The following is a 20,842-nucleotide window of genomic DNA, read 5'->3' on the forward strand; positions in this document are numbered from 1 at the left end:
CGACGTGCCGGCGTGCGAACGGCGGACGTCGCCGACGCCGCCGCCGCCGCGCCGCTCCGGGACGGGGCGGCCTCACCGGCTTGATGAACTCGGTACATGAAGTTGCTGTAACAATGCGACGGCCGGGCAGCCACCCCTCGCGACCACGCGGGATGATGGGATTCGGCACCGACTCGCATCGCGAGGACGGGTGCCCCGTCGACATCGTCACCCGAGCCCGGAGGCACCCCATGCCGCGTCCTGCCCTGCGCACCGTCCTCGTCGCGTCCTTCGCGGCATCGATCCTGCTGGCCACGGGCTGCACCGCCTCCACGACGCCGTCGGACTCACCGAGTGCCACGGACGAAGGGTATGTGACACCGGGCAAGCTCACGATCGCCACCGGCGAGACCGCATACTTCCCCTACGTGATCGACGACGACCCGGCTTCGGGCGAGGGATTCGAGGCCGCCGTCGCCTACGCCGTCGCCGACCGGCTCGGCTTCTCGCACGACGATGTGGAATGGGTGCGCACGAGCTTCGAGTCGGCCATCGCCCCCGGTCCGAAGAGCTTCGACTTCAACATCCAGCAGTACACGATCACCGACGAGCGCAAGCAGGCCGTCGACTTCTCCTCCCCCTACTACGCCGCCAGCCAGGCAGTCGTCGCGATCAAGGGCGGCGCCGCCGACGACGTCACCGACATCGCCTCCCTGAAGGGACTGACCCTGGGGGCGATGAGCGGGTCGACGAGCGCCACGACGATCGCCGAGTCGGTGGCCCCCACGACCGAGCCGCTCCTGTACGCCTCGAACGAAGACGCCGTCGCCGCGCTGAAGGCCGGCCAGATCGACGCGATCGTGCTCGACCTGCCTACCGCGTACTACGCGACCGCGGAGTACATCGAGAACTCCTTCATCGTCGGCGAGCTGCCGGGGGCCGGGGTCCCCGACGAGTGGGGTCTCCTGCTCGCGAAGGACTCCCCGCTGACCGCGCGGGTCACCGAGGCCGTCGACGCGCTCCGCGAGGACGGCACGCTCGAAGAGATCACCGACGAGTGGCTGGGCTCCGGTCAGGGCGTCACGCTGCTGCAGTGACCGGCTCCTCTCCGTCTCGCCGCGACCCGGCGCCCCCGCATCGCCCGAGCCCGCTCGAGCGGGAGCGTCGGGAGTACCGGCGGCGTCGGGAGGTGCGCTCGTTCCTCGTCGCGATCGCCTCGACAGTCGTCTTCGCGCTGGTCATCTGGCTGACCGTCATCAACACGTCGGGCTGGGCCGAGGTCCAGCAGACGTTCTTCGATCCCGAGATCGCGCTGCGCTCGCTGCCGAAGGTGTGGGACGGATTCCTCATCAACCTGCAGGTGCTCGCCTACTCGCTCGTGACGGTGTCGGTGGTCGCCCTCGTGATCGCGACGGCGCGGACGCTCCGCGGTGCGGTGTTCTTCCCGCTGCGCGTCCTGGCCGCCGGCTACACCGACCTCTTCCGCGGGCTGCCCTTCATCATCGTGCTCTACCTGGTCGGCTACGGGCTTCCGACCATCGCCGGCGTGCGGATCCCCGTGGTGGCCCTCGGTGTCCTCGCCGTGACCCTCACCTACTCGTCGTACGTCGCGGAGGTCATCCGGGCCGGTATCGAAGCCGTACATCCCTCTCAGCGGCTGGCCGCACGCGCCCTGGGGCTCGGGCACCTGCAGACGCTCCGCCGGATCGTCCTCCCCCAGGCGCTGCGGAAGATCACGCCGCCGCTCATGAACGACTTCGTCTCGATGCAGAAGGACGTCGGCCTCATCTCGATCCTCGGCGCGATCGATGCGATCGCCGCCGCGCGTTCGGTCACGGCGCAGACGTACAACTTCACGCCGTACGTCGTGGCCGGGATCCTCTTCATCCTTCTGGCGATCCCCACCATCCGTCTGACCGACTGGTACACCGCAAAGCTCCGCGACCGCGAGCAGGCAGGGGCGATCCTGTGACCGCGTCTCCCCTCGTCGGGGCCCCCGTGCTGTCGGCGACCGACCTCTGGAAGGCATTCGGGCCGCGCGAGGTCCTCCGCGGCGTCGATGTGACCCTCGCCCGCCACGAGGTCGTGGCCCTCATCGGGCCGAGTGGCTCCGGCAAATCGACGCTGCTGCGGTGCCTGGGACTCCTGGAGTCGATCGACGACGGGCAGATCTTCCTCGGCGAGGAGGACATCTCGGACCCCCGCGTCGATGCCAACCGCGTGAGGGCACGGTTCGGCGCGGTGTTCCAGAGCTACAACCTCTTCCCGCACCTGTCGGTGATCGACAACGTCACCCTCGCCTCGCGCGTGGTCCACCGGTTGTCACGGCGGGACGCCGAGGCGCGCGCGCTCCCGCTGCTGGAACGCATCGGTCTGGCCGACAAGGCCTCAGAGCACCCCGACCGGTTGTCGGGAGGCCAGCAGCAACGGGCCGCGATCGTCCGGGCCGTCGTCACCGACCCGGAGGTCCTTCTCCTCGACGAGATCACCTCGGCCCTGGACCCGGAGCTCGTGGGCGAGGTCCTGGAGCTCGTCCGCGACCTCGCCGGCGACGGCGCCACGATCCTCATGGCCACCCACGAGATGGCCTTCGCCCGGGAAGTCGCTCACCGGGTGCTGTTCCTCGACGACGGCATGATCGTCGAGGAGGGGCCGCCCGCGCAGATCTTCGCCGCGGCACGACACCCCCGCACGCGGGAGTTCCTCGCGCGCGTGGCTCCCTGAGCCTCTCGCCGACCTTTTCGCTTCCGCTCAGCGCGACGTCGCAGCGGCCCGCGCGGCGCGGATGAGCTCGGTCGAGTGCCGTAGATGTGCGTGCACGCAGGCACTGCCGTCCCGCGGGAGGGCGGCGAGGTAGGCGCGGTGCTCCGCGGCCAGCTCTCCCCGGGAGTAGTGCGGTCGCACGTGCGCGAGGAGCAGCAGCACCTCGGATTCGAGGGAGGCGTGCGCCTCGATGATCCGCGGACTGCCCGACGCCGCCACGATCCGCCGATGCACGTCGGCGTGCGCGCGAATGATCTCCATCCAGTCGTCGGCGGCCTCGGCGATCCCCAGACGCTCGATCGCGTCGAGGATCGGACCCTCGACCGTCGTCGGCCACACCGCGCCGTGCCGCTCGGTGATGAGCCGGACCGCTTCGGACTCCAGCGCCGCACGGAGCTCCTGCAGCCCCGCCACCGCCGCGTCGTCGAAGGTCGCGACCCGCGCCCCGGCGTACGGGACGATCTGCACGAGCCGTTCGGCGTGAAGCGTCGCGAGGGCGGCCCGCACCGTGTGCCGGGACACCTCGTGACTGCCGGCGAGCTCCTCTTCACGCAGAGCGGTGCCGGGCGCGAGAGCGCCGGTCACGATGGCGTCGCGCAGGGCGGCCGCCAGCAGGCTGTCCGCCGTGGGGCGCGGCGTGCCCTCACGACGCCGCGGCGACACGTACCCCTCCTCGGCCCGCCGGAAGGGCCACGAGCACGAGACCGAGCGCGATGACGCCGACGCCGACCGCCGAGGCGGGAGAGAGCTCCTCCCCGAGCACGGCGAGACCGAGGAGGGTGGCACCCAGCGGCTCGGCCAGCGTCAGAGTCGACACGGTCGTGGGGCTGAGGCGACGCAGTCCCCAGCCGAACAGCAGGTAGGCCACCGCAACCGTCACGACGCCGAGCCAGAGCGCCAGTGACGCCCCGGCCGGGGCCCCGAGCCACGACGTGTCGGTGAGAAGGAGGACGGGAAGACTCAGCGCCGCAGCGACGCCGAAGATCCCGCCCATCGCACTACCCGCCGTCCACCCGCGCTCCAGCAGCTCTTTGGCCGCCACCGCATAGAGGGCGTATGACGCCCCGGCGGCAAGCGACGCGAGGATCCCCGCGGGGCGGACCGCGACGTCACCGGCGCCGAACACTCCCGAGACGATCGCCACACCGGCGATCGCGATCCCGGTCGCCACGATCCACCGCGCGTCCGGCAGCCGCCGTCGCAGGGCACTGACGAGCAGCCCGGTCGCGATGGGCGCCGATCCCAGGGCGACCACCGTCCCCACCGCGACGCCGTTCGCCGCGGCGCCCGTGAAGAACGTGGGCTGATAGGCGAGCACTCCTGCCGCCCCCACGAGCACCACGACGGGGGTGGAAACGCGCGGCGCCAGGGGTTCGCGCTCCGGCATCGCGCTCCTGGCTCCCCCGAGGACGCCGGCTCCCGCCGCGTCGCCACGGCGCCCGCGAACCGATCCCGCGACCGCGATGAGGGCGAGGAGCCCGCCTCCGATCAGGACCCGCGCCGCACCGATCGAGACGGCATCGGCGTCGACGTCCGCGAGAGCACGCGAGGTACCGGTCGTGGCGAAGCACAGCGCGGCCGCCAGCACGGCCGCGATGGCCAGGAGTCGATTCACGGGACGATTGTTACACAATCCTCCCCATCGCCACTATGACGTGCCAACCGGGCTTCCGCTCGGTCGGGCCCGATCAGCCGGCCAGACGCTCGGCGGTCTCCACGACGTTGGCCACCAGCATCGCCCGCGTCATCGGTCCGACACCTCCGGGGTTCGGCGACAGCCAGCCGGCGACCTCGGCGACACCCGGGTCGACATCGCCCGCCAGCTTCGCCCGACCCGACTCGGTGGTGCCCACGCGGGTCACTCCGACATCGAGCACGGCGGCGCCCGGCTTGATCCACTCCGGCTGCACGAGGTGGGGCTGGCCGACCGCGGCGACGACGATGTCGGCGCGCGCGACCTCCGCGGCAAGATCCGCGGTGCGCGAATGCGTCAGCGTGACTGTCGCATCCGTGCCCTTGCGGGTCAGGAGCAGCCCCAGGGGGCGCCCGACGGTGATGCCGCGACCGATCACCACCACGTGGGCGCCGGCGATCCGCACGTCGTGCCGCTCCAGCAGCTCGACGATGCCGGCGGGCGTGCACGGAAGGGGCGCGGCGACGGCCGTCGCCAGGTCGACCCCGAGCACGAGGCGCCCGAGGTTCGTGGGATGGAGGCCGTCGGCATCCTTGGCCGGGTCGATGAGCTCGAGCACCGCGTTCTCGTCGATTCCCGCCGGCAGCGGGAGCTGGACGATGAAGCCGGTGACCGCGGGATCGGCGTTGAGCCCGCGCACGGCGGCCGCGATCTCGTCCTGCGTCGCCGTGGCGGGCAGCTCCACCGAGATCGAGGCGACACCCACCTCGGCGCAGTCGCGATGCTTGCCCGTCACGTAGGAGCGGGAGGCGGGGTCATCGCCCACCAGCAGCGTTCCCAAACCGGGAACGATGCCGCGAGCGGCCAGCGCCGCGACCCTCTCCGCTAGCTCGGTCTTGATCGCGGCCGCCGTGGCGACCCCGTCCAGTCGCCGAGCCGTCACTGCTGCAGGCCCGGGTAGAGCGGGAAGGCGGCCGTCAAGGCAGCCACACGCGCGCGCAGCGCCTCGACATCGGCACCCGGCTGGAGAGCGAGAGCGATGACGTCGGCGACCTCGGTGAACTCCGCGTCGCCGAAACCGCGAGTGGCGAGCGCAGGGGTGCCGATCCGCAGGCCCGAGGTCACCATCGGCGGGCGCGGGTCATTGGGGACGGCGTTGCGGTTGACCGTGATGTGGATCTCGTGCAGGAGGTCCTCGGCCTGCTTGCCGTCGATCGCCGCCTCGCGCAGGTCGACGAGCACGAGGTGGACATCGGTGCCGCCCGAGCGCACCGAGATGCCGGCATCCTTCACGTCCTGCTGGGCCAGGCGCTCCGCGAGGATCGCCGCGCCGCGCACGACGCGCTCCTGGCGCTCACGGAACTCCGCCGTGGCCGCGAGCTTGAATGCGGTCGCCTTGGCCGCGATGACGTGCATGAGCGGTCCACCCTGCTGCCCGGGGAAGACGGCGGTGTTGATCTTCTTGGCGATATCGGCGTCGTTGGTCAGGATGAAGCCCGAACGCGGACCACCGATCGTCTTGTGGACGGTCGAGGAGACGACGTGCGCGTGCGGCACGGGCGAGGGGTGGAGCCCTGCGGCGACCAGTCCCGCGAAGTGGGCCATGTCGACCCAGAGGAGAGCCCCGACCTCGTCGGCGATCGCGCGGAACGCGGCGAAGTCGAGCTGACGCGGGTAGGCCGACCAGCCCGCGATGATCACCTTCGGCTGGTGCTCCACCGCGAGGCGCCGCACCTCGTCCATGTCGATGATGCTGGTCTCGGGATCGACGCCGTACGCGACGATGTTGTAGAGGCGGCCGGAGAAGTTGATCTTCATGCCGTGCGTGAGGTGGCCACCCTGATCCAGCGACAGACCCAGCAATGTGTCGCCGGGGCGGGCGATGGCGTGGAGGACGGCGGCGTTCGCCGACGCGCCCGAGTGCGGCTGGACATTGGCGAACTCGGCGCCGAAGAGGTCCTTCGCCCGCTGGATCGCGAGCTCCTCGGCCACGTCGACCTCTTCACAGCCGCCGTAGTAGCGCCGCCCGGGGTAGCCCTCGGCGTACTTGTTGGTCAGCACCGAGCCCTGCGATTGCAGGACCGAGACGGGAACGAAGTTCTCGGAGGCGATCATCTCCAGGTAGCCGCGCTGGCGGTCGAGCTCGCGCTCGAGCACCTGCGCGATCTCCGGGTCGACCTCGGAGAGGGGAGCGTTGAAATAGGCATCGGTCATGACGATCTCCTGACGACGGCTTTCGGGATGGAATCTCGCATCGGCCCAGGCGTGCGGTCGAATGCCGTGTCGGTCGCTCCCCGGTGGTGTCCCACCTCAACGCCAGTCGCGACGATCCCGAGCATACCGGATTCCCTCCCCGCGCGGACCGGCGCTGGTAGGCTGACCTCGGCCTGTTTGTTAGGACTCCTTACATGAAGATCGCGGAGTCCGCGGAGAGAATCGAGCCCTCATGTCCGCACCCTCCGTCGTTCCGCTGCCGTCATCGATGACGGCGACGGGCGGCGCACCGTTCCGCCTCGACGGTGCCGTCCTCACGGGAGACCCGGCCGCCGTCACGGAACTGCGCCGCCTCCTCGGCCTCCGCACCGGACTGCACCTTCCCGTCGAATCGAGTCCCGGTTCCGGCTCCGCTCCGGCGGGACGGCGCATCGATCTTCGTATCGGGACCCTCCGGGACCCGGAGTCCGCCGTCGTCGTCATCGAGGGGGACGCCGTCACGGTCGAGGGCGCGGACGCGGCGGGCCTGTTCTACGCCGTGCAGACGCTCGCGCAGCTGGCGGTGCCCTCCGGCGCCGATTGGGAACTGCCGGCGCTGCGCATCCACGACATCCCCCGCTTCGCCTATCGCGGAGTGATGCTCGACGTGGCCCGCCACTTCCACGACGTGCAGACGGTCGAGGCCGTCATCGAGCGCGCCGCGGGACTGAAGTTCAACCACCTGCACCTCCACCTGTCCGATGACCAGGGCTGGCGGCTCGCGCTGGCGTCGCGACCGCTGCTGACCGAGCACGCCTCGGGAACCTCCATCGGAGGCGACCCGGGCGGCCACTTCACTCGCGACGACTATCAGCGCATCGTGGCGGCCGCCGCGGCGCGGCACATGGTCGTGGTGCCCGAGATCGACCTCCCCGGTCACACCCACGCCGTCGGCCTCGCCTACCCCGAGCTCTGCGAGGATCCGGTGATCTCCGACGAGGTGAAGGCCACGGTGCGCGACTTCGGCGGCGACCTGCCGCGTTCGGGCGAACTGTACACGGGGCTCGCCGTCGGGTTCTCCTCGCTGAGGATCCGCGATGAGCGGACATACGCGTTCGTCTCGGACGTGCTGGGAGAGCTCGCCGAGCTCACCCCTGGCCCCTACCTCCACGTCGGCGGAGACGAAGCGCTGGGAACCCCGGCCGACGACTTCGCCGTGTTCATGGAGCGGGTCACCGCCATGGTGGTCGCGCAGGGCAAGACACCGGTCACGTGGCACGAGGCGGGCGCCGCGCCCGGTCTGGCACCCGGGACCGTGGGACAGTATTGGGGCTTCGTCGAGCCGATCGAGGGAATGGACGACAAGACCCGCGCCTTCGTCGCGCGTGGCGGCCGCGTGATCCTCTCGCCCGCCGACGCCGTCTACCTCGACATGAAGTTCGCCGCCGACTCTCCTCTCGGTCTCACCTGGGCCCGAGGCGTGACGACGCTGGAACGCGCCTACGACTGGGAACCCGCCGAAGTGATCGCCGGCATCGGCGATGAGCAGATCCTCGGCGTCGAGGCAGCGCTGTGGACCGAGACCGTGCGGGATCTCGCCGACATCGACGCCCTCCTCTTCCCGCGGATCGCCGCTGCCGCCGAGGCGGCCTGGTCACCGCCGCGCGGCTCGACCCCGGAACGCTCGTGGGCGTCCTTCCGGGAACGCGTCGAGGCGCTACCGTCACTGTGGGCGGCACTCGGCTTCGGAGGCACGTCGCCAGAGAACGCCCTGGATCCCGAAGGAACGGCATGAGCACGATCATCCACTCGGTCACCCTGGTGGACGATGGCCACCTCGTCGAGGACGGCTGGGTCGCCCTGGACGGCGGCACGGTCTCCGCGCGCGGATCCGGCACGACGTGGCGGGAACGAAGCGCGGCCGAGGCCGTGGACGGAACCGGCGGCCTCCTCACGCCCGGCTTCATCGACATCCACGGTCACGGCGGCGGCGGGGCGTCTTTCGACGACGGCCCCGACGCGATCGCCACCGCCCGCGCCCTCCACCGCGCTCACGGCACGACACGGGCCGTGGTGTCCCTCGTCACGGCTCCGGTGTCCGACCTGGCTCGCCGGGTGGCTATGGTCGCAGACCTGGCAGCCACCGACCCGACGATTCTCGGCAGCCACCTCGAGGGACCTTTCCTCGACGCCGGGCACAAGGGAGCGCACACCGAGGCGCTCCTGCGCGCGCCCGATCCGGCATCGCTCGACCTGCTCGTGGAGGCGGGCCGGGGAACGATCCGACAGATCACCCTGGCGCCGGAGCTCCCGGGCGGCCTCACGGCAGTCGAGCGGCTGGTGGAGTCCGGCGTGCGGGTGGCCGTGGGACACACCGGCGCCACGGAGGAGCAGACGCGCGCAGCGTTCGACGCGGGGGCGACGCTCCTGACGCACGCCTTCAACGCGATGCCGGGGATCCACCACCGGGCGCCGGGGCCGGTGGTCGCGGCGCTGTACGACTCCCGGGTGACGCTGGAGATCATCGCCGACGGCGTGCACGTGCACCCCGACGTCGTTGCCCTCGCCTTCACTGCCGCCCCGGGCCGCGTCGCCCTCATCACCGACGCGATGGCCGCCGCGGGCGCGGCGGATGGCCACTACGAGCTCGGGGGCCTGGCCGTCACCGTGGCCGACGGCACGGCGCGGCTCGACAGCAACGGCGCGATCGCGGGCTCGACCCTGACGCAGGATGCCGCATTGCGCAACGCCGTGACGGGCGGGATCGCGCTTCCGGCCGCGGTAGCCGCGCTGACCGCAGTGCCCGCGCGCGCGCTGGGCTGCGATGACCGCTTCGGGACGCTGCGCCCCGGTACAGCCGCCGATGCGGTGCTGCTGGATTCCGACCTGCGCGTACGCGCGGTGTGGGTCGACGGCGTGCGCGTCTGAGACGACGGCGCTCACGCCGGGCGCAACGGTGGGCGGGGCGGGTGCGCCCCCCAGCACACTCCGCCCCGCCTGCCCCGTTCCGGGGTCCGGAACCCTCCCCCCAGATCGTTCCGGTCTCCCACGGACGGCGTCGATCTCTCGATCCCCCAGATCTCGATCGATCTCTCGATCCCCCAGACCGTCCTTGGTTGCCGTCGCCGCGTCGGAGCAAGCCCCGGTCGCGTCGGGTCGACGGCTTCCACAGAATGAGATGCACCCATCTCGGATCTATTACGCGGTTCGGCGAAAAAGTTCGCTCGATCTTCTGAGCGCCCCCGAGACCCACCCGCCGAGGGGGGGGGGAGGAAGCCGGTCACCGTGGGAACGGAAGCGGATTCACAGATCCGCGTCATAACATGCCTCTCGGTGCGTCTCTTGTGTGAGAACACCATGACTATGAACGACGAATCCCCCGCCACCACATCCGACCTCGCCGACGCCGACCTCGTGCTGCGCACCCGCTCGGGCGACAGCGAGGCCTTTGGCGAGCTCTGGCGACGCCATTACCGCTCGGGCATCACCGTCGCCCAGTCCATCACGTCGAGCCTCGACCCCGACGATCTCGTGCAAGAGGCCTACACGCGGATCTACCGATCGATCCAGAAGGGCGGCGGTCCCACCGGGTCCTTCCGCGCCTACCTCTTCACGAGCATCCGCAACACGGCGGCGGGGTGGGGTCGCTCGCGCAAGGAGACGGCGATCGACGAACTCGACGCCGTCGAGGATCCCGATGCCAGCACCCACGAGACCGACGAGGCACTCGACCGGGGCCTGACGCATCAGGCGTTCCGCAGCCTGCCCACGCGGTGGCAGGAGGTGCTGTGGTACTCCGAGATCGAGCAGATGAAGCCCGCGGAGATCGCTCCGCTCCTGGGTATGAAGCCCACCGCCGTCGCCCAGCTCGCCTTCCGGGCCCGCGAAGGGCTGCGGGAAGCGTGGATCCAGGCGCACCTGCGCTCGGTGAGCGATGACTCCCCCTGCGCATGGACCATCAATCGTCTCGGCGCCTATGCACGGGGCAACCTGGCCAAGCGCGACCAGACCAAGGTCGAGGCGCATCTCACCGAGTGCGCCCGCTGCACGATCGTCGCATCGGAGGCCAAGGAGGTCTCCCACCGGCTCGCCATGATCCTTCTTCCCCTCGCGATCGGCGCGGGTGCGGCCACCACGTACGCCGCCACGGTCCAGGGCGGTTCGGTTCCGCTTGCCGCGCTCGCGGCCGGGGCATCCCACTCCATGCCCGGCGCGGTCGTCGCGGGTGCATCCGCCTCAACGACCGCCGCCGCCGGCGGCTCCGCCGGTTCTGGTGGGGTCGGCGGATCCGCAGGTGCGTTCGCCGCCGCAGGCGCGGGCGGTGGTGGCGTCCTCAGCGGAGCCGGGGGCATCGTCGCGCTCGTGACCCTCGTCGCCGCCGGCGGAGCGGTGGCCGCGGCGATCGTCGTACCTCAGCTCGTCTCCGCGAACCCGCCGTCCGCGGGCGGGCCCGTGCTCCCCGGCGCGCCGATCGACGACGGCTCGAACCCGGTGGTCGATCCCATCGCGCTGCCGACGCCGGGGCCGACGCCGAGTGATCTTCCGACCTTCGCCCCTACGCCCGATCCCACGGCGCCTGCCGCGCCGGAAGACGACCCGCAGGTGGATCCCGCGCCGACGCCGTCGACCGAGCCGACGCCCACGGTTGAGCCGCAGCCGGCCCCGACGCCGTCTCCCGAGCCCACTCCGACGCCCGAGCCGACGCCGACGCCGACACCCACTCCGACACCGACGCCCGAGCCCACTCCGACGCCGACACCCACTCCGACACCGACACCGACACCGACACCGACACCGACGCCGACGCCGACGCCGACGATCCCGGCCTACATGGAGTCCGCTCCGACGTATTCCATGGCGGAGTTCGACGGGCTGCCGACGCTGACGGAGGCGAGGTTCCGCATCAGTCTGGAGGGAGAGCCCGGGGCATCCGTCGAGATTCTCGCCGACGGGGTGTACGTGAAGTCCGCCGTCATCGGAGCAGATGGCACGGTGATCGTCCCGCTCCGCTCGAACCCGGCACCGAACCCGCTGTGGAATCCCGAGATCAGTTTCCGGTATGCCTGGAACGAGATCCGCAGCCCCGCCACGACACGTTCTCTCCTCGAGCTCGCCTACGACGCGGGCGGCCTGGGGATCCCCGGCACGGGCGAGGGAACGGAAGGCGAGGGTGATCCCGGCGAGGCGCCGGTGGTCACGAACCCCTCGGACGACGCGGGAGACGATGCGTACGGGTCGGCGTCATCTCCGGAGCCACCCGTACCCGGCGACGGCGCAGCGCTCGCGGAAGAGAGCACCGACGAGCAGGAACCGTCCCCCGATGCTGCGGACACGTCTGAGTCCACGACGGGAGACCCTGAAGCCTCCCCGGACTCGGCGACTGATGCCGCGCCGAGCGGGGAGTCGACTGACGGCACCACCGCCGCCGGATCATCGGCCGAGGGTGGCCCGTAGACTCGAGGCATGGCCGATCTTCCCGCCGTGCGCCCCGAGGCGCCGGCAGAACCACTCCCCGCCGGAACCCGGCCGCGTCTAAACGCCCTCGATCTCGTTGCCTTCCTGTGCGAGATGTTCGCGATCGTGACACTCGCGCTGTGGGGATTCGCCGGCTTCGATCTGCCCTGGAACATCGTCGCCGGAATCGGCGCGCCGCTCCTGGCCATCCTGATCTGGGCACTGTTCGTGTCGCCGCGCGCCGTCGTTCCGGTGCACCCCTTCGTCCGTGCCCTCGTCGAGCTCCTCGTCTACGCGGCCGCCACCATCGCGTGGTGGAGCATGGGCTATGCCTGGATCGGGCTCGCGTTCGCGGTTGTCGCCATCACCGTTGGTCTCATCACGGGGCGCCGCCGCCTCGCATGACCGGTGGCGACGTCGTCGACCTGCTGCGGTCCCGGCTCGGTGACCGCGTCGACACACGCCCCGACATCCTGAGAGAGGCCCGCGCCGACCGGTCGGGCCACGCCTCGACGGGAGCCCCCCTCGTCGTCGTCCACGCGGAGAGCGTCGAGGACGTCCAGCACACCCTTCGCATCGCCCACGCCCACCGCGTTCCCGTGGTCACTCGCGGTGCCGGCACGGGGCTCGCCGGCGGCGCGAACGCCGGACCGGGGCAGATCGCCCTGTCGACCCTGCGGATGGATCGGATCCTCGAAGTCCGCCCCGACGATCTCCTCGCTGTCGTCGAACCGGGAATCCTCAACGCCGCCCTCAATGAGGCTCTCTCGGTCCACGATCTGTGGTGGGCACCCGACCCCGCCAGCCGGGAGATCTCGACCGTCGGCGGCAACATCGCCACGGGGGCCGGAGGCCTGCTCTGCGCGAAGTACGGCGTCGTGCGCGATGCCGTCCTCGGTATCGACCTGGTGCTCGCCGACGGGCGACTCCTGCGCCTCGGGCGGCGCACGGTGAAAGGCGTCACGGGGCTGGACCTCACCTCCCTCATCATCGGATCCGAGGGCGTGCTCGGCGTGATCGTGGGCGCGACGCTGAAGCTGCGGCGCCGTACCCCCGGCGAGCCACGCACGCTCAGCGCCGAGTTCGCCGACGTCCGCGCCGGGGCCGTCGCCGCCGCCGCCATTACGGCGTCGGGCGTACAGCCTTCGATCATGGAGCTCATGGACGCGCCGTCCCTCGCGGCCGTGCACCGTCTCCTCGGCCTTCCCGCCCCCGCAACGGGCACCGCGCAGCTCACGGTGCAGACCGACGGCACCGGTGCCGAGGCCGACATCGAGGCCATCGCGCGCCTTCTGCGCCCCCTCGGCGCCACCGTCACGATGGCCGCCGATGCGGCCGAGGGTGAACGTCTGTGGACGATCCGACGGAGCATGCACGCCGCGATGGCGAGCCTCGGAACGACGCTGATCGAAGACGTGGCGGTTCCGCGCAGCGCGCTGCCGGCGATGTACGACGAGATCGCGCGTATCGAGGAGACCTACGGGCTGCAGATCCCGACCGTGTGCCACGCGGGAGATGGAAACCTGCACCCCAACTTCGTGTTCGACGGCCCCGAGGTTCCCGATCGCATCTGGGCGGCGGCCGACGACCTCTTCCGCGCCGCCCTGCGCCTGGGCGGAACACTCACGGGCGAACACGGCGTGGGGGTCCTCAAGCGCCGCTGGCTCGCCGAGGAGCTCGGAGAGGATCAGTGGGAGTTGCAGCACCAGATCGCGCGCGTGTTCGACCCCACGGGCACCCTGAATCCGGGGAAGGTGTTCGACCTTCGCGATCAGGCGGCCGGCGGGAATACCTGAACCGTCGGCGGAGGCGTCCGGCGCAGCCCCAGGACGATCGCGGAGACTCCGAGCGCCACCGGCACCACAAACATCGCGAGGCTCGACAACTGCCACAGCGTGATGAGGGTCAGTTGATCGCCGGCGCCGCCGGTGACCAGCGACACCGAGACGACCTGGGTGATCGCGCCGACGCCGACGACGACGAGCAGGCCCCACGCCGGTACGCGGTTCCAGGGGCGTGGCACGACCCCGGCGCGCCAGATCTCCGCGGCGGCGAGCGCTGCAGCGCCGATCCAGACGACCTGATACACGGTCCCCCACCAGGACCGACCATCGTCGGCGGTCGTCTGCGGGCCGAAGGCGAGGTCGGCCAGCCCGGAGGCGAGCCACATCGCGAGCGGGAAGACCGCGAGGACGGCGAGGGCGACCACGCCGGTGCGGCGCCCGGCCACGACCGATCCCCGGCCGCGCCATCCCCACGCGAACAGCGCCATGGACGCGGCGAAGGAGAACTGGCCGAGGATTCCCACGGTGCTCCGCAGCACCGGTGCATCGACACCGACGCCGAGCGCGAGGGGGAGCACGGCGCTCGCGACGAGCAGGGCACCGGCCCAGACCCAGACGTTGAGGGCGGGGGGCTCCGTCGGCGCAGACATGCCCTCAGCCTACGGCCGTCCGTCCCGCGGGTGCCCCCGTCGCCAGGGCGCGCCCGTATCGGTCAGAGCCCCTGCCAGGCCGGCTTGTGCGCGTACGTGTAGCGGTAGTAGTCGGCGTGGCGGAGCCGGGACGCCGCCGCCTCGTCGACGACGACCGTCACGTGCTCGTGCAGCTGGATCGCCGACCCCGGCAGCGACGCGGTCACCGGGCCCTCCACGGCACCGGCGATCGCTTCGGCCTTGGCCTCCCCGAAAGCGAGGAGGAACAGGTGCCGCGCCCGCAGGATCGTGCCGAGCCCCTGCGTGATGCAATGCATCGGCACGTCGTCGATGGAGTCGAAGAAGCGCGCGTTGTCCACGCGGGTCTGCTCGATGAGGGTCTTCACGCGGGTGCGGGAAGCGAAGGACGACCCGGGCTCGTTGAAGCCGATGTGGCCCGAGGTGCCGATGCCGAGGATCTGCAGATCGACACCGCCCGCCTCGGCGATCGCTGCCTCGTAGTCCTCGCCGGCGTGGGCGATCGTCTCCAGCGCGCCGTTGGGGGTGTGGATCAAGCGGGGGTCGAGACCGAGCGGCTCCACGACCTCGCGGGTGATCACGGAGCGGTAGCTCTCGGGGTGCTGCGGATCGATGCCGACGTACTCGTCCAGAGCGAACCCGCGGACCCGCGAGACGTCGACGCCGTCCAGCCGCGGCCGCAGCGCCTCGTAGACGGGCAGCGGTGTGGATCCCGTCGCGAGTCCCAGGACGGCGTCCGGCCGGGCCTGGACGAGGCGCACGATCTCGTCGGCGACGAGGGCGCCGCCGTCGGCGGGAGTGGGGACGATGACGACTTCAGCCACGGGTGAGGGTCTCCTGTTCATGGGTGGACGCGCCGACCAGGGCGGCGCCGAGTGCTGCGGCCGGCGAGCCGGGCGCGAGGACGTCGACACGATCGGGCAAGTGCAACGAGCGGAGGAAGGGGGATGCCACGGCGCGGGTCTCGAGCTCCGAGAGCACCGGTCTCAGCATACGATCCCCGAGCGCGGTGAGCCCGCCGCCGAGGACGACCGTGTCCACGTCGGCAGAAAGCACCAGCACGCGGACGGCAGCCGCCACGCCGAACGCGAGCCCGTCGCGCAGTTCGATGGCTCGCGCATCGCCTCGCTCCGCCGCGTCGAAGACGTCGCGCACCGGCAGGTCGCCCGAGACCCCCCATCGACGCGCGATGGACCCCCCGCCGGCATACGCCTCGATGCACCCCCGCTGTCCGCACGGGCACTCGGGACCGTGCGGATCGATCGAGATGTGTCCGATCTCACCGGCCGCTCCCCGCGCCCCGCGCCAGACATCTCCGTCGATGGCGATGCCCGCCGCCACGCCGGTGCCGAGGTTCAAGTACGCAAGGCTCCCCCGCCCGCTCCCCCGGAGGGCCAACGCCCCCCGGGTCGCCGCCTTCACGTCGTTCTCGACCGTCGTGGGAACACCCAGGGCGGTGCCGACGACCGCTCCGAGATCGAGGTCGTCGATGCCGAGATTGACGGCGTGGGTCACGCGGCCCGTTCCGGGAACGATCTGCCCGGGCACCCCGATGCCGATCGAGGCGAGTGAGGAAGAGGCGATGCCCGACTTGGCGGCCAGTTCCCGGACGGCCGCGATCACCGTCGTGACGACGGCCTCGGCCCCCCATCCGCTCGGCCTGCGGGCGCGAGCGAGGATCTCGCCGGCGGGCGTGACGGCGACGACGTCGGTCTTGGTTCCTCCGACGTCCAGTCCGATGCGCATGTCAGCCCTTCACCGCTCCCGATACGAGACCGCTGGTCATCCGGCCCTGCACGATCAAGAAGAACACGATGACGGGGATCGCCATCAGAGTCGACCCTGCCATGACGACCGCCCAGTCGGTGGCCTTGGTGGCCTGGACGAAGCTGCGGAGCCAGATCGGAAGCGTCTGGGCCTCGGGGCGCGTCATGATGACGAGGGCGAAGACGAACTCGTTCCACGCCTGAATGAACGCGAAGATGCCGGTGGAGACGAGGCCCGGCGCCAACAGCGGGAACGTCACCCGCCAGAAGGCCTGGTTGCGACTGCAGCCGTCGATCATCGCCGCCTCTTCGAGGTCGGCGGGGACGCCGTTGACGAATCCGCGGAGCGTCCAGATCGTGAACGGCAGCACCATCGCGATGTACACCGCGGCGAGTCCGATGACGGTGTTGAGCAGTTGCCAGCCGTCGAGCACACGGAAGGTCGAGATGATCATCGCCTCGGCCGGGATCATCTGGATGACGAGGATCGCGATGATGAACGTCTTGCGCGAGCGGAAGCGGTAGCGGGCCACCGCGATCGACGCGAGGAAGGCGAACAGCAGCGCCGCCACCACCGTCAGGACCGTCACCGCCAGGGAGATCCCGAGGGCGGGAAGGAACCCGCCGTCATTCCACGCGGCCTCGAAGCTGCGGAGCGTGAACTGATCGGGCCAGAGGTGCGGCACGTCGCTCTTGACGGCCGAGCCCGGGAGGAAGGCCGTGTTGACCATCCAGTAGACCGGGAACACCGAGCAGACGAAGACGACGATCGCCGCCGCGTTGAGGGCGACCCGGCCGGTCCGCCGGCGCGTGCGGGCGCTCACAGGTCCTCCTCCGTCTTGAGCATGGTGCGGATGTACGAGGCGGAGATGAGGAGGAGGATGACGACGAGGATCACCGCGATCGCCCCTCCCGCGCCGAGGTCGCCCGTGGCCATCGACACGCTGTAGATGTACACGCCGATCGTGTTGGTGTCGGCGCGGACGCCGCCCACGGTCTGCAGCGCGTAGATCTGGGCGAACACGCGCAGGTCCCAGATGATCTGGAGGATGAGCAGGACGATCAGGATCGAGCGCACGTACGGCACGACGATGAGCCGGAAGCGCTGCCAGGCACTCGCCCCGTCGAGGGAGGCGGCTTCCATGACCTCGTCGGGCACCTGCGTCAGGCCCGCATAGGTCGAGAAGGCCACGAACGGCACGGCGCCCCACGTGATGATGATGGCGGCGACCGAGAAGAAGCTCAGCGGATCGCTCAGCCAGCTGTGACCGGTCCAGTCGGTGCCGGTGACCTGGGTGAGGAAGTAGTTGACGAGCCCGTAGTCGGTGTCGAAGATCCAGCCCCAGACGATCGTGGCCGTCAGCGCAGGCATCGCCCAGGCCAGGAGCAGACCCACCGAGACGACCGTCCGCATGACGCGGCCCAGCGCCCGCATCATGAGGGCGATGGAGATCCCCAGCACCATGGTCGCCACGACGCTCACGACGCACAGCACGATGCTGCGTGCCAGCACGATCCAGAACTCGCTGTCGCCGAGGACGCGCAGGTAGTTGTCGAGCCCGATGAAGGGGGCCGGAGCGCCGAAGATCTGCGCGCGTCCGTACTCCTGGAACGACATGACGACCAGCTGCACGAGCGGCCAGCCGATGAAGACGAGGAGCATCACGAGCGAGGGCAGGAGCAGCGCCAGCGGCATCCCGGTGAAGCGGCGACGCCGTGGCACGGCGCCGGGAGGCGGCGCCGTCGGCGCCTGCGCGGGCGCGAGTGTGGTGGGGACGGTCACCGTCCTCCTCCTTCTGTCGAGGGAGCCGTTCCCCCGGGGTCGGGCACGCCCGGGGGAACGGCGGATCGAGATCAGCCGTTGAGGATCGACTCGATCTGGGTGTCGAGCTCGGCCGCGAGGGAGGCGATGTCGCCTCCGTTCGCGATCTTGACGAAGAAGTCCTGCAGCAGGCCCTTCGCCTCGACGTCTGCCCACTTGGGCGAGGCCGGGGTGAGCTTCGCGTTCGCGGCCGCCTCGGCGATCACCTTGGCGAGCTCGGGGGTCGCGGCGGCGACCTTGTCGCCGAGCGACTTCTTGGCCGGCACCAGGCCGTTCTCGGCGAGGATCGTCTGGTACTCATCGCTCAGGATGATCTCCAGCGCGCTCTTGGCGAGCTCCGGGTGGGCGGAGCGGGCCGCGATGCCGATGTTCGAGCCTCCGGCGAACACCTGGGCGGCGCCGCCGTCCTTGCCGGGGAGCGCGAAGTAGCCGAGGTTGTCGGTGAGGGCGGTGTCCTTCTTGTCCTCGTCCGCGACGATCGACCAGTAGGCCCAGCTCGGCGCCGACAGGGTCGCCGCCTTCTCCGTGCGGAACGGGACCCAGGCCTCGGTCTCGTCGCCGTCCTTCGCGGCGAGCGACGCCTTGGTCATCAGCTCCTGCACTTGGGCGAGACCGGCCAGCGACGCCTCGGAGGACAGCTGCGCCTCCCACGTACCATCGCTGTTCTTCACGGCGACCTCGCCACCGTTCTCCCAGATGAACGGCAGAGCGTTGTACCAGTCCTTGCCGGGGAAGTAGACGCCCGAGACGCCCGAGAGCTTGTCGGCGAGAGTGACGCCGTTCGCCACGTAGTCGGCCAGGGTGCTGGGGGCCGAGACGCCCGCCTCCTCGTACTGCGCCGTGTTGTAGAACACCACGCGGGCGCCGGAGTAGTACGGCGCGGCGTACAGCTTGCCGTCCCACGTGCCCGCCTCGACGAACCCGTCCAGCAGATCGGAGCCGCCCAGCTTGTCAGAGATGTCGCTGAGGTCCAGCAGCGCGCCGGCCGACGTGAAGGCAGCCGCCTGCGTGTTGCCCATCTCGACGATGTCGGGGCTGTCACTGGAGGAGAGGCTCGTGGTGAGCTTGTCCACGAGGCCGGTCCACTGCTGTTCCTCGATCACGATCTTGCTGCCAGGGTTCGCGTCGGCGAACGTCTTGGTCAGGTAGTCGCGCGCCGCTTGGGGCGTGTCGGTCCCGACGAGCCAGACGCGCAGCTCGGCGGGTTCCGGGGTGCCATTGCCGGTGGGCGTCGTCGCACCGCCGGTCGAGCATCCCGCGAGGATGACGGCCGAAGCGCCGACGAGCGCGAGGGCTCCGAGCTTCTTGTTCATGTTGTCTTCCTTCTTGTTTCTCTTGGTGTGTCGGACGGGATCGGGCGATTCCGTCCGGAAGGACGGGTCGTCGACCCATCCGGGGGTGATGGAGCGCGTCAGGACACCCCGAGCCGTCCTGACAGGACCATGACGGCCGCACCGCGAAGGACGATGTCCTCCCCGTGCTCCGTCATCCGCACGCGCACGCCGTCGTGGAACTCGGCCAGGGTGCGCGAACGCAGGGTCTCGACGGTCGCCTCGGCCAGCGGCCCGTCAAGCAGTTCAGCGGGGCCGGACAGCACGATCTCCGAGAGATCGAGCGCGCCCACGATGGGAGCCAGCGCGATACCGAGCCGTTCGCCGGCGTCCTGGAGGATCGCCGTGCGGTCGGCACCCGCCGTGGCGAGCCGCTCCTCGATCGCGGGCACCGACAACCACGCCTCGAGACAGCCGACCTTGCCGCAGACGCACCGGGGGCCTCCGTCGGTGCCGACCGTGACGTGTCCGATCTCGCCGGCCGCGTGTCGGCTTCCGGCCATGGGCTGCCCGCCGGAGAGGAGACCCGAACCCACACCACGACCGACGCGGACGAGCATGACGTCGTCGGCGGCGCCTCCGAAGGTGTACTCGGCGAGGACGGCGGCGTTCGCATCGTTGGCGACGAGCACGGGGAGGGCGAGCGCCGAGGTGAGAGCACCCGCCAGATCCACGTCCCGCCAGCCGAAGTTCGGAGCGGTCAGCACCACGCCCCGCTCGTCGACGACACCGGGGCTTCCGACGCCGATGCCGAGAACCGGAGCGTGCGCGTCCGCGACGAGGGTCCGGGCCAACGAGACGACCGCGTCGACGATGTCGAGCGGGTCGCTGGGCGCGGCGACGCCGTGGCGCGCGACGATGTCGCCGTCGAGCGTGAGGACGGCCCCCAGGAATCGATCCGTTCCCGACAGGTCGAGGCCGACGATGCGGTGCCCTTCGCGATCGAGGTCGACGAGGATGGCCGGCTTGCCCGGTCCCGAGGCCTCGCGCACGCCGCGCTCGGCCACATATCCGTCGGAGATGAGCTCGGCGACGAGGTCGGAGATCGTCACGCGGGTCAGTCCCGTCTCCCGGGAGAGGTCGGCGCGGCTCATGGCGCCGTGGTGGAAGAGGTTCTGCAGAACGAGGGAACGGTTGTGCGCGCGTGCGTGCTCGGGCAGGACCTTCACGGCGTGGCGGAGACTGCGCCCGGCGCCGAAGGCGCGCGCGCCGCCGGCGAGGCCTGCAGGCTGACGCGCGGAGTCCGTTCTCGACATGTTTGTTAGTAGACCTTACGAACTAGGCCTCCGCAAGGGAGATCCGCAATTCGGAAGGATCGTTTACAAAACCGTTACATTGACCCCGGGCCGGCGGGTGCCGCCCCTGCCGGTTCACGAGAGCCCCGTCGCGTACCATGGAGAGGCGCCCGTGCGCCGATTTTCCGGACTCTGGGCCGACCTCCCTGGGAGT

The 20,842-nt window shown here is 70.7% G+C and carries 19 protein-coding genes and 1 riboswitch; of the genes, 8 read left to right on the top strand and 11 right to left on the bottom strand.

The window, feature by feature from the left end; genetic code table 11:
• The first annotated feature begins 230 nt into the window (after positions 1-230).
• The 3 genes from QM591_RS10190 to QM591_RS10200 are packed head-to-tail and all read left to right on the top strand — an operon-like array spanning position 231 to position 2,703.
• Positions 231-1,076: a transporter substrate-binding domain-containing protein gene (locus QM591_RS10190; RefSeq protein ID WP_415132190.1), complete on the top strand. Its 846-nt coding sequence runs from the start codon at positions 231-233 to the stop codon at positions 1,074-1,076.
• Entirely contained in the window at positions 1,073-1,951 is an 879-nt protein-coding gene (locus tag QM591_RS10195; RefSeq protein ID WP_415132192.1) for an amino acid ABC transporter permease, read from the top strand. Before QM591_RS10190 ends, QM591_RS10195 begins: the two co-directional genes overlap by 4 nt.
• Complete coding sequence (locus QM591_RS10200; protein ID WP_415132194.1) at positions 1,948-2,703, top strand: amino acid ABC transporter ATP-binding protein; 756 nt, start codon at positions 1,948-1,950, stop codon at positions 2,701-2,703. Before QM591_RS10195 ends, QM591_RS10200 begins: the two co-directional genes overlap by 4 nt.
• A 27-nt stretch (positions 2,704-2,730) precedes the next feature.
• Here QM591_RS10200 and QM591_RS10205 read toward each other — a convergent pair whose 3' ends face one another.
• From QM591_RS10205 to glyA, 4 genes are all read right to left on the bottom strand, one after another.
• The gene (locus QM591_RS10205; RefSeq protein WP_415132196.1) at positions 2,731-3,405 is read right to left on the bottom strand and encodes a GntR family transcriptional regulator; all 675 of its coding nucleotides are present in this window, start codon (positions 3,403-3,405) and stop codon (positions 2,731-2,733) included.
• Positions 3,386-4,357 carry an EamA family transporter gene (locus tag QM591_RS10210; protein WP_415132198.1) on the bottom strand — a complete coding sequence of 324 codons (972 nt, stop codon included), beginning with the start codon at positions 4,355-4,357 and terminating at the stop codon, positions 3,386-3,388. The genes QM591_RS10205 and QM591_RS10210 overlap by 20 nt, the downstream gene beginning before the upstream one ends.
• Positions 4,358-4,430: 73 nt before the next feature.
• Positions 4,431-5,318: a bifunctional methylenetetrahydrofolate dehydrogenase/methenyltetrahydrofolate cyclohydrolase gene (locus QM591_RS10215; RefSeq protein WP_415132200.1), complete on the bottom strand. Its 888-nt coding sequence runs from the start codon at positions 5,316-5,318 to the stop codon at positions 4,431-4,433.
• Entirely contained in the window at positions 5,315-6,589 is a 1,275-nt protein-coding gene (gene glyA, locus QM591_RS10220) for a serine hydroxymethyltransferase (RefSeq protein ID WP_415132202.1), read from the bottom strand. The genes QM591_RS10215 and glyA overlap by 4 nt, the downstream gene beginning before the upstream one ends.
• 36 nt (positions 6,590-6,625) lie before the next feature.
• A riboswitch (ZMP/ZTP riboswitch) is annotated at positions 6,626-6,709 on the bottom strand.
• 112 nt (positions 6,710-6,821) lie between these two features.
• On the opposite strand from glyA, the gene QM591_RS10225 reads away from it, so the two are divergent.
• From QM591_RS10225 to QM591_RS10245, 5 genes are all read left to right on the top strand, one after another.
• Positions 6,822-8,363, top strand: a complete 1,542-nt coding sequence (locus tag QM591_RS10225; RefSeq protein ID WP_415132204.1) for a family 20 glycosylhydrolase — start codon at positions 6,822-6,824, stop codon at positions 8,361-8,363.
• Positions 8,360-9,496 carry an N-acetylglucosamine-6-phosphate deacetylase gene (gene nagA, locus QM591_RS10230; RefSeq protein ID WP_415132206.1) on the top strand — a complete coding sequence of 379 codons (1,137 nt, stop codon included), beginning with the start codon at positions 8,360-8,362 and terminating at the stop codon, positions 9,494-9,496. Before QM591_RS10225 ends, nagA begins: the two co-directional genes overlap by 4 nt.
• Positions 9,497-9,931: 435 nt before the next feature.
• Entirely contained in the window at positions 9,932-12,022 is a 2,091-nt protein-coding gene (locus tag QM591_RS10235) for a sigma-70 family RNA polymerase sigma factor (protein WP_415132208.1), read from the top strand.
• Between the two features lie 9 nt (positions 12,023-12,031).
• Complete coding sequence (locus QM591_RS10240; RefSeq protein WP_415132210.1) at positions 12,032-12,427, top strand: YrdB family protein; 396 nt, start codon at positions 12,032-12,034, stop codon at positions 12,425-12,427.
• Positions 12,424-13,818 carry an FAD-binding oxidoreductase gene (locus QM591_RS10245; protein WP_415132212.1) on the top strand — a complete coding sequence of 465 codons (1,395 nt, stop codon included), beginning with the start codon at positions 12,424-12,426 and terminating at the stop codon, positions 13,816-13,818. Before QM591_RS10240 ends, QM591_RS10245 begins: the two co-directional genes overlap by 4 nt.
• Here QM591_RS10245 and QM591_RS10250 read toward each other — a convergent pair.
• The 7 genes from QM591_RS10250 to QM591_RS10280 all read right to left on the bottom strand — a co-directional run bounded on the left by QM591_RS10250 (position 13,794) and on the right by QM591_RS10280 (position 20,649).
• A complete protein-coding gene (locus QM591_RS10250; protein ID WP_415132214.1) occupies positions 13,794-14,456 on the bottom strand; it encodes a hypothetical protein in 663 nt (220 codons plus the stop codon). The two genes, QM591_RS10245 and QM591_RS10250, sit on opposite strands and share 25 nt — an antisense overlap.
• A gap of 62 nt (positions 14,457-14,518) precedes the next feature.
• Positions 14,519-15,298 carry a glucosamine-6-phosphate deaminase gene (locus QM591_RS10255; protein WP_415132216.1) on the bottom strand — a complete coding sequence of 260 codons (780 nt, stop codon included), beginning with the start codon at positions 15,296-15,298 and terminating at the stop codon, positions 14,519-14,521.
• A complete protein-coding gene (locus QM591_RS10260; RefSeq protein WP_415132218.1) occupies positions 15,291-16,220 on the bottom strand; it encodes an ROK family protein in 930 nt (309 codons plus the stop codon). The genes QM591_RS10255 and QM591_RS10260 overlap by 8 nt, the downstream gene beginning before the upstream one ends.
• 1 nt (position 16,221) lies before the next feature.
• Complete coding sequence (locus QM591_RS10265) at positions 16,222-17,064, bottom strand: carbohydrate ABC transporter permease (protein ID WP_415132220.1); 843 nt, start codon at positions 17,062-17,064, stop codon at positions 16,222-16,224.
• Positions 17,061-17,936 carry a carbohydrate ABC transporter permease gene (locus tag QM591_RS10270; RefSeq protein ID WP_415132275.1) on the bottom strand — a complete coding sequence of 292 codons (876 nt, stop codon included), beginning with the start codon at positions 17,934-17,936 and terminating at the stop codon, positions 17,061-17,063. The genes QM591_RS10265 and QM591_RS10270 overlap by 4 nt, the downstream gene beginning before the upstream one ends.
• A gap of 158 nt (positions 17,937-18,094) precedes the next feature.
• Positions 18,095-19,375 carry an extracellular solute-binding protein gene (locus tag QM591_RS10275; RefSeq protein WP_415132222.1) on the bottom strand — a complete coding sequence of 427 codons (1,281 nt, stop codon included), beginning with the start codon at positions 19,373-19,375 and terminating at the stop codon, positions 18,095-18,097.
• Positions 19,376-19,473: 98 nt separating this feature from the next.
• Positions 19,474-20,649 carry an ROK family transcriptional regulator gene (locus QM591_RS10280; protein ID WP_415132224.1) on the bottom strand — a complete coding sequence of 392 codons (1,176 nt, stop codon included), beginning with the start codon at positions 20,647-20,649 and terminating at the stop codon, positions 19,474-19,476.
• Positions 20,650-20,842: the final 193 nt, after the last annotated feature.

Source organism: Microbacterium sp. (genome assembly GCF_047607225.1).
Lineage (GTDB): Bacteria > Actinomycetota > Actinomycetes > Actinomycetales > Microbacteriaceae > Microbacterium.